General features: G+C 60.9%; 12 protein-coding genes. 6 read left to right on the top strand and 6 right to left on the bottom strand.

Annotation, left to right across the window (positions count from 1 at the left end):
* Positions 1-22: 22 nt before the first annotated feature.
* Complete coding sequence (locus tag ACMXX3_RS05250; protein WP_421083699.1) at positions 23-976, bottom strand: neutral zinc metallopeptidase; 954 nt, start codon at positions 974-976, stop codon at positions 23-25.
* Between the two features lie 102 nt (positions 977-1,078).
* Positions 1,079-1,885 carry a di- and tripeptidase gene (locus ACMXX3_RS05255; protein ID WP_421083700.1) on the bottom strand — a complete coding sequence of 269 codons (807 nt, stop codon included), beginning with the start codon at positions 1,883-1,885 and terminating at the stop codon, positions 1,079-1,081.
* A 210-nt stretch (positions 1,886-2,095) separates the two neighbouring features.
* Here ACMXX3_RS05255 and ACMXX3_RS05260 point away from each other — a divergent pair, with 210 nt between their 5' ends.
* Together ACMXX3_RS05260 and ACMXX3_RS05265 are read left to right on the top strand one after the other, a co-directional pair.
* Positions 2,096-3,028, top strand: coding sequence for an EamA family transporter (locus tag ACMXX3_RS05260; protein ID WP_421083701.1), 933 nt, complete (start codon positions 2,096-2,098; stop codon positions 3,026-3,028).
* 50 nt (positions 3,029-3,078) lie between these two features.
* Positions 3,079-3,615: a hypothetical protein gene (locus ACMXX3_RS05265; protein ID WP_421083702.1), complete on the top strand. Its 537-nt coding sequence runs from the start codon at positions 3,079-3,081 to the stop codon at positions 3,613-3,615.
* 157 nt (positions 3,616-3,772) lie between these two features.
* Here the strand turns inward: ACMXX3_RS05265 and ACMXX3_RS05270 are convergent, their stop codons facing one another.
* The 4 genes from ACMXX3_RS05270 to ACMXX3_RS05285 form a co-directional block, all read right to left on the bottom strand.
* On the bottom strand, positions 3,773-4,582 hold the full coding sequence (locus ACMXX3_RS05270; RefSeq protein ID WP_421083703.1) for a spermidine synthase: 810 nt from the start codon (positions 4,580-4,582) through the stop codon (positions 3,773-3,775).
* A gap of 136 nt (positions 4,583-4,718) precedes the next feature.
* Positions 4,719-5,036 (bottom strand): acylphosphatase, encoded by a 318-nt coding sequence (locus ACMXX3_RS05275; protein ID WP_421083704.1) that lies wholly within the window; start codon positions 5,034-5,036, stop codon positions 4,719-4,721.
* A 17-nt stretch (positions 5,037-5,053) separates the two neighbouring features.
* Positions 5,054-5,869, bottom strand: coding sequence for a carbon-nitrogen hydrolase family protein (locus ACMXX3_RS05280; RefSeq protein WP_421083705.1), 816 nt, complete (start codon positions 5,867-5,869; stop codon positions 5,054-5,056).
* Positions 5,870-5,996: 127 nt separating this feature from the next.
* The gene (locus ACMXX3_RS05285) at positions 5,997-6,686 is read right to left on the bottom strand and encodes a DsbA family protein (RefSeq protein ID WP_421083706.1); all 690 of its coding nucleotides are present in this window, start codon (positions 6,684-6,686) and stop codon (positions 5,997-5,999) included.
* Between the two features lie 226 nt (positions 6,687-6,912).
* On the opposite strand from ACMXX3_RS05285, the gene pta reads away from it, so the two are divergent.
* The 4 genes from pta (at position 6,913) to ACMXX3_RS05305 (ending at position 12,801) form a co-directional block, all read left to right on the top strand.
* Positions 6,913-9,024 carry a phosphate acetyltransferase gene (gene pta, locus ACMXX3_RS05290; protein ID WP_421083707.1) on the top strand — a complete coding sequence of 704 codons (2,112 nt, stop codon included), beginning with the start codon at positions 6,913-6,915 and terminating at the stop codon, positions 9,022-9,024.
* Between the two features lie 87 nt (positions 9,025-9,111).
* Positions 9,112-10,251, top strand: coding sequence for an acetate/propionate family kinase (locus ACMXX3_RS05295; RefSeq protein ID WP_421083708.1), 1,140 nt, complete (start codon positions 9,112-9,114; stop codon positions 10,249-10,251).
* A gap of 463 nt (positions 10,252-10,714) precedes the next feature.
* Positions 10,715-11,230, top strand: coding sequence for a hypothetical protein (locus ACMXX3_RS05300; protein ID WP_421083709.1), 516 nt, complete (start codon positions 10,715-10,717; stop codon positions 11,228-11,230).
* Between the two features lie 71 nt (positions 11,231-11,301).
* A complete protein-coding gene (locus ACMXX3_RS05305; RefSeq protein WP_421083710.1) occupies positions 11,302-12,801 on the top strand; it encodes a M48 family metalloprotease in 1,500 nt (499 codons plus the stop codon).
* Positions 12,802-12,871: the final 70 nt, after the last annotated feature.

A 12,871-nucleotide genomic window follows, 5' to 3' on the forward strand; every position in this document is an offset into this window, starting at 1 on the left:
CGGCCCCTGCCCGATCATCTACTTAGGAGTTGAAGGGCTGGGCGCAGGCAGCCATGGTGCCCTCGGTGTAACCCTTGGTAAACCAGCTGACGCGCTGCTCAGAGGAGCCGTGGGTCCACAGGTCGGGGTTGACTTCCTGACCAGCAGAGCGCTGAATCGCGTCATCACCAATAGCGCGGGCGGTATCAATAGCCTGCTTAATCTGGCTCTCGGTCAGCGGATTCAGCAGGGCGTTCTCGCCTTTATCAGCCTGGGCTGCCCACACACCGGCGTAGCAGTCAGCCTGGACTTCAACCTGCACAGCACCCGAGTCAGCGCCAGGATCCTGGTAGTTGGAATACCGGAGGGTTCCCATAATCTGCTGGATATGGTGGGCAAACTCGTGGGCGGTTACATACATGACCGCGAAGTCGCCGTTCGAGCCGCCCATAGCCTTGAGCTGGTCAAAGAAGGGAACCGACATGTAGACGGTTTCGTCACCCGGGCAGTAGAAGGGCCCGGTCTGGGAAATATTGGCGCTACCGCAACCGGTAGATACCTGCCCCTCAGCAATGACAAGGTTAGGGGCCCGGTACTGTTCACCAGACTCAGCCGGTAGCATCTTTTCCCACACCATATCGAGGCTTACGCCGGTTGCCAGGATTCGGCAGTCGTCGTAGCGGTTGGCGTCCTCGTAGGTCTGGCAGTGGTCGAAGGAGCCGGTGCCAGTGACCTGCTCCTGCTGGGATTCAGTGCCGTACATGGAGGTTGAGCTACCGGTTAGGCCGCCCAGGCCGCCGTTCATAAAGAACATGAGGCCAGCGACCACGAGAATACCGGGCAGGCCGAAGCGGCGGCCGATCTTGCTCATCAGAAGCATCATCAGCGGGTTCATGCTGCCACGGTTGCCACCGCCGTAGCTTCCCCCGGAGCGGCCTGACCCGCCGGAGGAACCTCGCTGGGAGTAGTTGTTATCGAGATTTTCGTTGAAGCTCACGCACTCAGCATACTGGGTAAAAGCTGGTAGAAGCCTCTGTGACAGGCAAAACGCGGGGCGTGGGTTTCAGCACCCTGCCCCGCGTCTTATACAGCCAAGGGACTACTTTTCCAGTTCCCCTGCGAGCGCCTCCGAATCTGAGGTCGAGGACGCCTGGGCGGACGCGTCCTGCCCCTCAAACTTGGGGGCGCGGTCGGGGGCAAGGGCGTCGGGGAAGACGGCGGGCAGGGCACCGAAGGTCTGCTCGACCGACTTGACCACGTTCTTGCCCAGGGCCAGGTTGGCTCCACCACCGACGACGGCGCCTACGCCGAAGGGTAGGGCGCGTCCCAGCAGGGCGCCGGACTGGCGGGTCAAGAAGCGCTTGATAAACATGTTGCGAATGGTGCGTTCGATGCTGAAGACCTTGCCGGAGTCTTTGGACCCCATCATCATGCCCCACTTGCGGGAGACGCTGCCGGTCTTGCCGGTGTGGGCCAGGATCGAGTTCATGAGGACGGAGCCGTCCTCGCCCAGCATGATGGCCATGACCATGAGGCGGGCTTTGTCGGGGTCTTCGACGTGGACGCCGTGCAGCTCAGCCATAGCCTGGGCGTAGATGGCGGTGCGCTCCAGGTAGCCGCCGACCGCCAGGGCCGATAGGCCGACGGACGCCGCCGTGCCCAAGCCGGGTACGAAAGCGGTTGCGCCCACGGCACCGCCGCCGACCGTTACGTCGCGCAAGTAGGCTTTTTCGAGGCGCTTGGCGATCTGGTCGGGAGTCTCGTGGGGGTGCTTCTCCCGCATCTTCTTGAGCATGGAAACAATCAGGGGACGCTGAATCTTCAGCACGGTATCGACAGTGCGGGTCACTGCGGGTTTAGGCTGACCGTTAGCGTCAAAGGCGCTGGATGCGTTGAAGTCGAACATGGTTTCTAGTTTACCGGCTACCACCCATAAACACAGTGTGCTTGCTATCGTGTACGCCGTGGGCGTGACGGCCCGGTGGGCCAGACTGCCCCTCCTCTAGCACCTGAACCGCCCCTGTTTGTGACGCCCCTTGGGCGGCCTGAATCAGCAAAGGGGCCAATACTTTGCATAATGGTTCTGCACCCCTGATCTCTTCCAGGAAGAAAACCCATGCCTGCACTCACCTCCCGGCTCTCTGGTTCTGATAAGACCACCGGCGTCCTCTTGGTCATCGGATCCTGCATCTCCCTGCAGGTGGGGGCTGCCTTTGCGGTGCAGCTCTTCCCCCAGCTGGGGGCCTGGGGCGTCACCACCTTGCGGCTGGGAGTAGCGGCCCTGGTCATTTGCGCCATGGCGCGTCCTCTTTTTTGGCGGTGGACGCCCGCCCAGTGGGTCGCCGTGATCCTGCTCGGGGCTGCCTTCGCCGGTATGAACGGGGCCTTCTACCACGCTATCGAGCTGCTGCCCCTGGGACTGGCAGTGGCTGTAGAGTTTATCGGCCCGCTGGTTCTGGCTGCTGTGCTCTCCCGCCGCCCTATCGATGCCCTCTGGATTGGACTAGCCACTATCGGCATGGCCCTCATCGGGGCTGAAAAGGCCTTCGGAGCTGAGCACATCTCTACCCTTGGCCTGGTCTTTGCCCTGGTCGCAGCTTTCTTCTGGGCCTGTTATATCCTGGCCAGCTCCCGAGTGGGCAAGCTGATTGACGGCACCGGTGGCCTGGGGGCGGCACTGGTCGTCGCCACCCTCATTACCCTCCCCTTGGGCGGGGCCGGGGCTGCCCAGGCCTTTGCCGACCCGGGCGTCCTTGCCCTGGCGGTGGGGACGGGCTTGCTGGCGTCCGTCGTCCCTTACACTTTCGAGCTGGCGGCCCTGCGCCGCCTGCCCAATAATGTCTTCTCGATTCTGCTCAGCCTAGAGCCTGGTATCGCAGCCATTGGCGGCTGGCTGCTACTCGGCCAAGACACCGGTGCCCTGCGTTGGGCGGCAATCCTGCTGTTGACGGTAGCTTCTATGGGTATCACGGCGACCTCCCGCCCCAAGCGGGCAGCGGGCGAACCCGCGCCTGTCACCAGCACTATCGCCCAGGTGGACGCCCTCTAGCCCAGCTCCCCCAGCTCGTATCATCAGTTCTCGCTTGGAAGGATAACGGAATGCAAGCAACCCATGTCTTCATTGATGAGAGTAAAAATAAAGACTATCTGCTTATTACGACACTGATGGTTCACGGTGACCTTTCAATCGCCCGGAAAAAGCTCCGCTCACTCTTATTGCCAGGGCAGGAGCGGTTCCACATGAAAAATGAGAGAGACTCCCGCCGCAAGGAACTTCTATCTCTCATCAAAACTCTCAATATCAATGTTGTGATTTATAGGGCAACCACATCATCTCCTCGCAGGTCTCAGGTAGAAGCACGGGCCGATGTGTTACGAGCTTTCCTCTCTGATTCACTCAACACCTCTGTACGCAACGTGTGTTTAGAGAGTGACGAAACCATGGACGCACGAGATCGACAGGTAATCGCTCAGTTTCTCCACAGACACAATGCTGTGCACGAAATTAGATACCAGCATTTACCAGCAAAATCAGAGATTCTTCTCTGTATCCCGGACGCTGTAGGCTGGGCATGGAATAGAGGTGGAGAGTGGAAGAAAATGATCACTCCAATAGTGGAAGAGCGCCCAGCCTAGCCTACCGTCTTAAACGCGAAACCCGAGCGCCACAACCGTCCGGAAGGGTCTCGGGTTCACTTACCTCAGCTAGTGCTGAAATCTTATTCTTTATACTACCTACTGCCGCTTGGCTTCTCAAGAAATTTTTGTATTTAAACGTACTCCGTACAAAGCACTAGCCCAGCTTTTCGAGCAGCTCCACCAGCTCATCGGTGCCCAGGGCGGACGCCGGGTGCGGTCCGGCACCCACCAGGTAGGTCGCGGCGTCCTGGGTGAGGGGCACAGGGGAGCCCACCAGAATAAGGTTGCCCGCATGGCGGCCGCTCAGCATGGTGGTATCGGCCAGGCACCAAACGTGCTCAAAGACCTCTAATAGGGTTCTAGCCTGGGCCACGAAGAAGCTGAGCCCGGCGTCGTCCCCCACGTTCACGGCCAGCAGGCCGCCCGCGCTATCGCCGCTAGCCGGAGCCAGGGAATCGCGCAGGTCAGCGTAAAACTCGGCGGTGGTCAGGTGGGGCGGGGCCTCCCAGCCCGAGAAAATATCGAGGACGACCACATCCAGCCCGCCCGGGGCCCCCAGCTCCTCTTTGAGGCGGGGAGCTGCCGCGGCGGCGTCCTCAATCAAAATCTGGCAGTTAGTGCCTTCTGGCAGGGGCAGCTGCTCCATCACAAAACCAGGTAGCTCCCGCTCGATATCAACAGCCAGCTGGGTTGAGCCGGGCCGGGTGGCCTGAATATAGCGCACCAGGGTCAGGGCCCCTGCCCCCAGGTGGGCGGCGGTGATAGGCTCCCCGGGTACCCCCTGAAGATCAACCAGGTTACCTATCCGGCGTAGGTACTCGTAAAAGATGAAGTCGGGGTGGGCTAGATCCACATGGGACTGCTCTGCCCCTCCAATTTCAAGGATCCGGCCGGTCTCTGAGAAGCCGTCAGGGGCAACAGATGCGCTCAGGCCAGAAAAAGAAAGCTGGATCGTGCGGCTCATATCAGGCGGACTCTTTCCCATCTCTACTGCGGGTGCTCTTTGCCCCCGCACGCTTGAAATCCCCTCCCGGCCCCCACCCAGGGCAAGAACACGGCGGGCTGTGCCTTCTAGCCTACAGAACCAGTCCCCGGGGAAACTAATAGATGCCGAATCCCTTATAGGAGCCTACCGGCTGGGTAATCTCAGAGTCAACGTGGTCGACCCGCCCGGCGGTGTCCCCACCGGTCAGTTCGGCCAAAAGCTGCTCACAGGCCTCCGCGCTGCCCTGGGCGATAATCTCAACCGAGCCGTCGTCCATATTCTTGGCGTAGCCCACCAGCCCCAGGGGCTTGGCGATACCGGCGACCCACCAGCGGAAACCCACGCCCTGCACATGGCCGTAGGCGGTCGCCATAAGCTGGGCCTCGGCAGGTTCAGCGGGTGTTTTATCGGTGAAAATGTCAAAGAAACCCATGTCAGAAGACTCTTTCTCTAGTAGCCTAGCTTGGCGTTTGCTAGGACGGGCAGGGCCTGGCGGGCCCGATCTACCTCGGTGAGGTCAAGATCAACCACCAGAATTTCGGGCGCTTCACCGGCCTCCGCCAGGGTCACGCCGAAGGGGGAAACTACCCGGGAGTAGCCCACGCCGGTCGGCTGGGTGATATCTGCCCGCGGGTCAGCGCTGGTGGGGGACGCCTGGTCAACAGCCAGCACAAACATGTTGGAATCCAGGGCGCGGGCACTGGTGAGAATCTGCCACTGGCCCACCTTGCCCGGCCCCCCAGCCCAGGAGGCCGCTACAATCGTAGCCTTGGCCCCGGCCCGGGAGTAGTCGGCAAAAAGCTTGGGGAAGCGCACGTCATAGCAGGTGGCCAGGCCAATTTTGGTGCCGTCCACGGTGACGGTCACCAGCTGCTCCCCGGCCTTGACGCCCTCAGATTCCTTAAAACCAAAAGCGTCATAGAGATGAACCTTGGTGTAAACAGTCTCAACCCCGTTCTGGTCGAAGCAGTAGAGGTTGTTATAAACCCGCAGGTTCCACTCATCAGCCAGTTGCACCGGGGCAAAGCCGCCTGCCACCACCGTCACATAGTTCTCGCGGGCCACCTCAGCCAGGGCTTCCCGGAAGCTGAACTCATGCTGGGCCGCGTCATCATACAGACGCCCACCAAAACTCAGCATGGCTGCCTCGGGAAAGACCACCAGCCGGGCACCGCGCTCAACTGCGAGCGCCGTGTATTCACGGATTGTCTCGACATTGCGGGCAAAGTCCTTGGTACTGAGCATCTGGGCCAAAGCAATCTTCATACCTTCAACTCTAGAGGGCGCAGCGGGCGGTGGCCAGGCCCCCAACCCGCTTTCCACCGGCAAAAAACGTCACCTGCCCGGGTATGAAGGGGGCAGATGACGTTTTGGTTGAACCGCGGCAGGGGCCTTAGAGGCCAGCTGCCTGCTTGAAGGCTGCCACCATGTCGGCGGTGCTGGTGGACGAATCCACGTTTTCAAGTTTGGTTCCCTCCACCACGAAACTGGGGGTTCCCTTGACCCCTACCGCAGCGCCGTCCTGGTACTCCTGCTCAATCAGGGCCAGGGCCTCATCGCTGGCCAGGTCAGACTCAAAACGGGCGCGATCTAGACCCAGCTGCTCGGCGTAGTCACCCATGAGGGTGGCGAACTGGGCGGTATCGGTGATCTCCTTCCAGTCAGCCTGGTGGGTGTAGAGGTGGCCAGCCATAGCCACATAAGCCCCCTGGGCCTCAGCAGCCTGCACCGCCTGGGCCGCAGGCACCGCATTGGCGTGCATGGGCAGCGGGAAGTGACGCACCGTCACGTTCATGGTGCCCTCCAGTTCAGCAGCAGCCTCCCGGTACTTGGGGTCGGCCTTGGCGCAGTAAGGGCACTGCAAATCGGTGTAAAGGGTCACCGTGGGGGCCCCGTCCGTCACGGCATTGAGCTGGTAGCCAGCATCGGTGCGGACCCCCGCCGCCGCTTCCCCGCTCGCGGTAGCAGAAGCGCTAGCGGTGGCAGAAGCGCCACCGGCAGTCTTGGTAGAACCGCCACAGGCCACCAAGCCTAGGAGGGGGAGGGTGCTAACAAGGGCGCGGCGGGTGAACTTCACAGACATGAGACTCTTCTTTCAGACGATAGTTCTGACTCCCAGCCTAACCACTTGCCCCGTTCCCGTCCGGGCACACCCTGTCAGCAAGCCCAATCACCACATGAGATGCCACACAAACACACGCCCCGAAGGTCTTTAAGCCCACCCAAAGGAATAAACTCAGAAGTAAACCTACGGTAGCGCGACAGCTCCGTAACCCACGAAAACACAGCCACCAAGGATGTAGACCCAGATGACCAACGGCATGTACATTTCCGCGATGAACCAAGGCTCCGGCAAGTCCCTCATCGCCATCGGCCTGCTCGACTCCCTCCTCAAAGAAACCGACCGCGTCGGCTTCTTCCGCCCCGTCTTCAGCGGCGAAATCGAGTCACAAGACCCCCTCATCCGTCTGCTCCGCACCAAGTACAACCTCAGCGACGACCAGGCCCGCGGCGGCGTCTCCCTCGAACGCTGCCGCGAACTGCTGGCCTCCGGCGACCACGAAGAAATGTCCTCCATCGCCGTCTCCGTCTACTCCGACATGGCCAAGCACTGCGACGCCATCATCGTCGACGGCACCGACCTGCTCTCCCACAACGCAGCAACCGTAGAATTCGACCTCAACGCCCAGTTCGCCAAAGACCTCGGCACCCCCGTCATCGCCGTCGTTGGCGCCCAGGAATCCACCGTCTCAGATGTGGTCAACGCCGTTGACGTCGCCCGCACCGAACTCCACGGCGCCAAGGTAGACGTCCTGGCCATCATGGTCAACCGCGCCCGCCCCGAACTGCGCGAAGAAATCCTCAAGAACGTCAAGCGCGGCCCCTCCAACCGCCCCGTCTACGTCCTGCCCGAACTGCCCGAAATCTCCCTGCCCACCGTCGCCGAAGTCGTCTACAACCTCGGCCTCAACCACGAGGGCATGAGCCAGGACTTCCTGGACCGCGACATCCACGACATCAAGATCGCGGCCATGACCGTCTCCAACTTCCTCTCCCAGTTCACCGACGGCGACTTCGTCATCGTCCCCGGCGACCGCTCCGACATCATGGTCGCAACCCTCGCCTCCGCCCTCTCCCCCAGCTTCCCCGCCCCCTCCGGCATGCTGCTGACCGGCGGCCTTGCAGCAGAACTCAAGGGCGATACCGCCATCGGCCAGCTGGTCGAAAAGGCCCCCTTCCCCGTCTTCTCCACCCAGCTCGACACCTTCAAGGCCGGCCGCGCCGTCTCCATGGTGCGCGGCCAGTTGGCCCTCGGCCAGCCCCGCAAGATTGCAACCGCCCTGGGTGAATGGTTCCGCAACGTCGACGAAAAGGAACTCTTCGAGCGCCTCGAACTCGAACGCCCCGCTACCATGACCCCCCTGCGCTTCCTGCACAACCTCATCGAAAAGGCCCGCAGCGACCGCCGCTCCATCGTCCTACCCGAAGGCTACGATCCCCGCATCCTGCGCGCAGCCTCCATCATCGTCCGCCGCGACTTCTGCGACCTCACCCTCATCGGCAACCCCGAAAAAATCGCAGAAATCTGCCAGCGCGAATCCATCGACCTGCCCATCGCAGAGGACGGCAAGCGCGGCGTCACCATCATCGACCTCGACAACAACACCTACACCGAGGACTTCGCCAAAACCTACGCCGAACTACGTGCCCACAAGGGCATGACCCTCGAAGGCGCCCAGAACCGCATGATGGACCCCTCCTACTTCGGCACCATGCTGGTACACAAGGGCATCGTCGACGGCATGGTCTCCGGCGCCGTGAACACCACCGCCAACACCATCCGCCCCTCCCTGGAATTCATCAAGACCCGCGAAGGCGTCAAGGTCGTCTCCTCCGTCTTCCTCATGCTCATGGAAGACCGCGTGCTCGTCTTCGGCGACTGCGCCGTGAACCCCAACCCCAACGCAGAGCAGCTGGCCGACATCGCCAAGGCCTCCGCCGAGACCGCCCGCCAGTTCGGTGTTGACCCCAAGGTCGCCATGCTCTCCTACTCCACCGGCACCTCCGGCTCCGGCACCGACGTCGAACTCGTCGTCGAAGCCACCGAGAAGCTGCGCGAGTCCAACCCAGACTTCGCCTTTGAGGGCCCCATCCAGTTCGACGCGGCCTCCAACATGTCCATCGCCTCCTCCAAGCTCCCCGGCTCAGAGGTCGCAGGTCAGGCAACCGTCTTCATCTTCCCCGACCTGAACACCGGCAACAACACCTACAAGGCTGTTCAGCAGACCTCCGGCGCTGTAGCCGTCGGCCCCGTCCTGCAGGGCCTGCGCAAGCCCGTGAACGACCTCTCCCGCGGCGCTACCGTCGATGACATCATCAACACCGTAGCTATCACCGCGATCCAGGCTCAGACCCTGTAAGTAGGACGTACGGGGTTGGGTTGGCAGAACGGCCGCGTGCCCCTCATGACATCGAACTTAAGTAAGCAACTAAAGGAAAACACTTTCATGCTCGTACTCGTTATTAACTGCGGTTCCTCATCTGTGAAGTACCAGGTGCGTGACACCGCCGCTACCGGTGAAGAGAACCAGGTCATCGCTAAGGGCCTGGTGGAGAACATCGGCTCAGCTGAGATTCCCACCCACACCGAAGCTCTCGACATCATGGCTAAGGCCCTGGTTGAGCCCCTGCACGGTAAGACTATCGACGCTATCGGCCACCGTATCGTTCAGGGCGGCGACGTCTTCTCAGAGCCTGTGCTGGTCACCGACGAGGTCATCGCCAAGATTGATGAGCTCTCCCCTCTGGCTCCCCTGCACAACCCCGCCCACGTGCTGGGCCTGAAGGCGGCCCAGGAAACCTACCCCGGCGTCCCCATGGTTGCCGTCTTCGACACCGCCTTCCACGGCACCATGCCCGAGCACGTCTACCGCTACGCTGTGCCCGAAGAACTGGTGGAGAAGTACGGCGTACGCCGCTACGGCTTTCACGGCACCAGCCACGACTACGTCACCGGCATTGCCGCTGACTTCCTGGGCCTGGACCGCTCCGACTTCAACGGCGTGATTGCCCACCTGGGTAACGGCGCGTCCGTCACCGCCGTTGAGGGCGGTCAGTGCCTGGACACCTCCATGGGCTACACCCCCCTGGCTGGCCTGGTCATGGGTACCCGCTCCGGCGATATTGACCCCTCCGTGCTGACCTCCATCATGATGCGCGACCCCGAAATGACCCCCGCCAAGATGGACTCCCTGCTGAACAAGGAATCCGGCCTGCTCGCTATCGCTGGCAACAACGACATGCGCGCTGTGGTTGAGGCTATGGAAGCTGGGGACGAGCGCGCCAAGCTGGCCCTGGACATGACCTCCTACCGCCTGGCTAAGTACATTGGCGCCTACCATGTAGCTGTTGGTGGCGCTAAGGCCCTGGTCTTCACCGCCGGTATTGGTGAGAACTCCCACCAGTTCCGTGAGCTGGCCGTTGAGCGCCTGGGCGCCCTGGGCATCAAGCTGGACGCCGAAGCCAACAAGGTACGCGGCGACGAGCCCCGCATCATCTCCACCGAAGACTCAGCCATCCCCGTACTGGTTGTTCCGACCAACGAAGAAAAGGCTATCGCTGAGGCTACCGAGGCCCTGGTCGCCTAGTTCTTTGAGGATCACCCGGCCGGTATACGGTCGGAGCCTATCGCAAACTTCCGCCCTTCTCGCCGAAACTCCGTGCATATGCGCGGACGTTCGGCGAGAAGGGCGGGGTTCGTTTTAAGGGGCAGGACGCCGGTGAGTGGGGAAGGTGCGGCGGCAAGCAGAACACCTTAGATAAAAAAATATTGAAAAATTTTCAGATAACACTTGCCACGCTACTCTAATCGCCCTAGAATCACGATTACGCGAACCTTTCTCGATCCCCAAGTTTCAACCAAAGGCGGCTGACCAAGCATCCAAGGAAATCCCCCATGAAAACCAAACCTTTCGGGCAGGTTTTTATTTTGTTAACTAGCGTTGATTTCAGAACCAATACGTCCGATGGGAAACATTTTGGAGTCACTACAACCTATTGTAAAAATCGTGGCGATTTATGCCCAGATTTTGTAAAGAAAGCACTTAACATATGACTGACTCCACAGCAAAGTTGCTAGTTTGTTTAGCAAAGATAGAATATTCGCAGCAAATACACTGTATTCAGTCCATAAAGATTGACCCCGAGTCATCTGCAGCTAATATAAAGTTCAAAAATTCTAAAAGTATCCATTTAAATAAAAGTTGCGCCGTTCAAAGTGTATACCAAATGTTTCATCATGAATTTGGAGAAGACCTTTGCGAACCTTCCCAGATGCAACCCGATATAACTGATGATCCTCAACAAACCTGGCCCAACCTTCTTGATGATCTCGGTTCCTACTACAATGTTTTTTCTGAAGAATCACCTTCCCTCCCTATCCAGCTACTCCACCTCAGCAACCATCATAGCCAGGCACTTATAACCCTGATCCGTGGTAGCGTCACATACAGATTCAGTTACGACTACAGTGGGTACCCAGCCGCCCTACCTGTTTCCCTGACTTCTCTCATCTTGAACCCCGACACAGACCCCTTTGAACCAGAACTCAACAGAATACTCAAATAACAAAGGAGGCATTCCTGCCTATTTGCTAGTGTGGGTATCAGAAGATAGCAGACCACCTAGCAGGAACAGGCATGAGCGAGAACACACCCGGCGACAACCAGCCCAGCAACCAGCCGCCCCACCCCGGCGCAGCCCGCCCACAGGCGTCCGGCCCGCAAGCCCCCCAACCCGGCCTGCACCAGCCCCTACCCGATGACCTCAGCGGCGGCTGGCTACCCGAAGACATGCGCCAGCACCCCATCTCCCCCCTGCCCGCACCCAAACTCTTCGGCTTCCAATCCCTCCTCCCCTTCAAGTTCCTCAACTCAATCCGCCACCCCGCCGAGCTCCCCCTCGTCATCATGGCCTACGCCCTAACCTTCCTGATCTACATCGGCGGCGGCATCTACCTCATCTCCTCCTTCATCAGCTTCATCGCCACAGGCGTTGAAAGCACCGGCATGGGCATCAGCAACCTCATGGGCCAGCTCATCGCCATCGCCATCTACCTGCCCCTGGGCATCTTCTTTGTACGCGGTGCCATGTACGGACGCCTGCGCCTCAGCGGGGTGCGTATCACCCCCACCCAGTTCCCCGAGGCCTACCAAATGGTGGCGCAAGCCGCCCACGCCGCCGGTCTGCGCCGCGTGCCCGACGCCTACGTCGTCCTCGGCAACGGCCAAATCAACGCTTTCGCCTCGGGCCACGGCCACCGCCGCTTCATCGCCATCTACTCCGACCTCTTCGAAATCGGCGGGGCAGCCCGCAACCCCGAAGCCCTGCGCTTCATCATCGGGCACGAGGTAGGGCATATCGCCGCCGGTCATACCAGCTACTTCCGCCTAATCTTCACCAGCTTCTTCATGCAAATCCCCTTCGCCGGCAAACTGCTTTCCCGCACCCAGGAATACACCGCCGACAACTTCGGCTACCGCTACGCCCCCGACGGTGCCGAAACCACCACCTGCGTCCTGGCCGCTGGCAAGTACCTCATGAACGACGTCAACTTCCACGAGCTAGCCAACCGGGCCGTCTACGAGGGGGGCTTCTTCACCTGGGTCGCCAACCTTAACTCAACCCACCCGCCCGTCACCTGGCGAGCCCACTCCCTCCGCGACCGCACCGAACCCGGCCGCCTCATCTGGCGTCCCAAGAACAACCCGCCCTACCCGCTGTCTATGATTCCGGCGGCAGAGCCTGCCGAAGCCTGGGCTGATCCCCTGCAGGCCACCGACCACCTGGCCACCTACCCCGAGCGGGCCGACAACCAGCACTGGGGTTCAGTTAACACCACCTACCGCCGCCCCGCCCAGTACCGCGACCGTACCGTGGGCGATATGCTCTACACCGGCTGGGTACCCCCGCAGTTCCGCCAGCCCGCCCCGCCCACCTGGGCAGCACCCGTCCCTGGCGGGCAGGATTCTCACGGGCAGGACGTCGCGCCCCAGCCTCCGGCACCAGGCCAGCAGGTGCCCGGCCAGCATTCACCTGACCAGCAGGGTCAGGACGCAGGGGCCGCCCCGGCTGCCAGCCCCTGGGAGGGCGAGCGCCCGGCGTCCGCCCCTGGCAACCCGTCGGCTGACCAGGGCTAAGCCTCGACACGAAAACCCCACCCCAACCTGTTGCCTAAATCACAAGCATGGGTTAGGGTGGGGTTTATTA

This window comes from Rothia nasimurium, assembly GCF_049068285.1.
GTDB lineage: Bacteria > Actinomycetota > Actinomycetes > Actinomycetales > Micrococcaceae > Rothia > Rothia nasimurium_I.

Coding starts and splice junctions, on each gene's coding strand:
- ACMXX3_RS05255 (WP_421083700.1), bottom strand. CDS start 1,885: ATGTTCGACTTCAACGCATCCAGCGCCTTTGACGCTAACGGTCAGCCT.
- ACMXX3_RS05260 (WP_421083701.1), top strand. CDS start 2,096: ATGCCTGCACTCACCTCCCGGCTCTCTGGTTCTGATAAGACCACCGGC.
- ACMXX3_RS05265 (WP_421083702.1), top strand. CDS start 3,079: ATGCAAGCAACCCATGTCTTCATTGATGAGAGTAAAAATAAAGACTAT.
- ACMXX3_RS05270 (WP_421083703.1), bottom strand. CDS start 4,582: ATGAGCCGCACGATCCAGCTTTCTTTTTCTGGCCTGAGCGCATCTGTT.
- ACMXX3_RS05275 (WP_421083704.1), bottom strand. CDS start 5,036: ATGGGTTTCTTTGACATTTTCACCGATAAAACACCCGCTGAACCTGCC.
- ACMXX3_RS05280 (WP_421083705.1), bottom strand. CDS start 5,869: ATGAAGATTGCTTTGGCCCAGATGCTCAGTACCAAGGACTTTGCCCGC.
- ACMXX3_RS05285 (WP_421083706.1), bottom strand. CDS start 6,686: ATGTCTGTGAAGTTCACCCGCCGCGCCCTTGTTAGCACCCTCCCCCTC.
- pta (WP_421083707.1), top strand. CDS start 6,913: ATGACCAACGGCATGTACATTTCCGCGATGAACCAAGGCTCCGGCAAG.
- ACMXX3_RS05295 (WP_421083708.1), top strand. CDS start 9,112: ATGCTCGTACTCGTTATTAACTGCGGTTCCTCATCTGTGAAGTACCAG.
- ACMXX3_RS05300 (WP_421083709.1), top strand. CDS start 10,715: ATGACTGACTCCACAGCAAAGTTGCTAGTTTGTTTAGCAAAGATAGAA.
- ACMXX3_RS05305 (WP_421083710.1), top strand. CDS start 11,302: ATGAGCGAGAACACACCCGGCGACAACCAGCCCAGCAACCAGCCGCCC.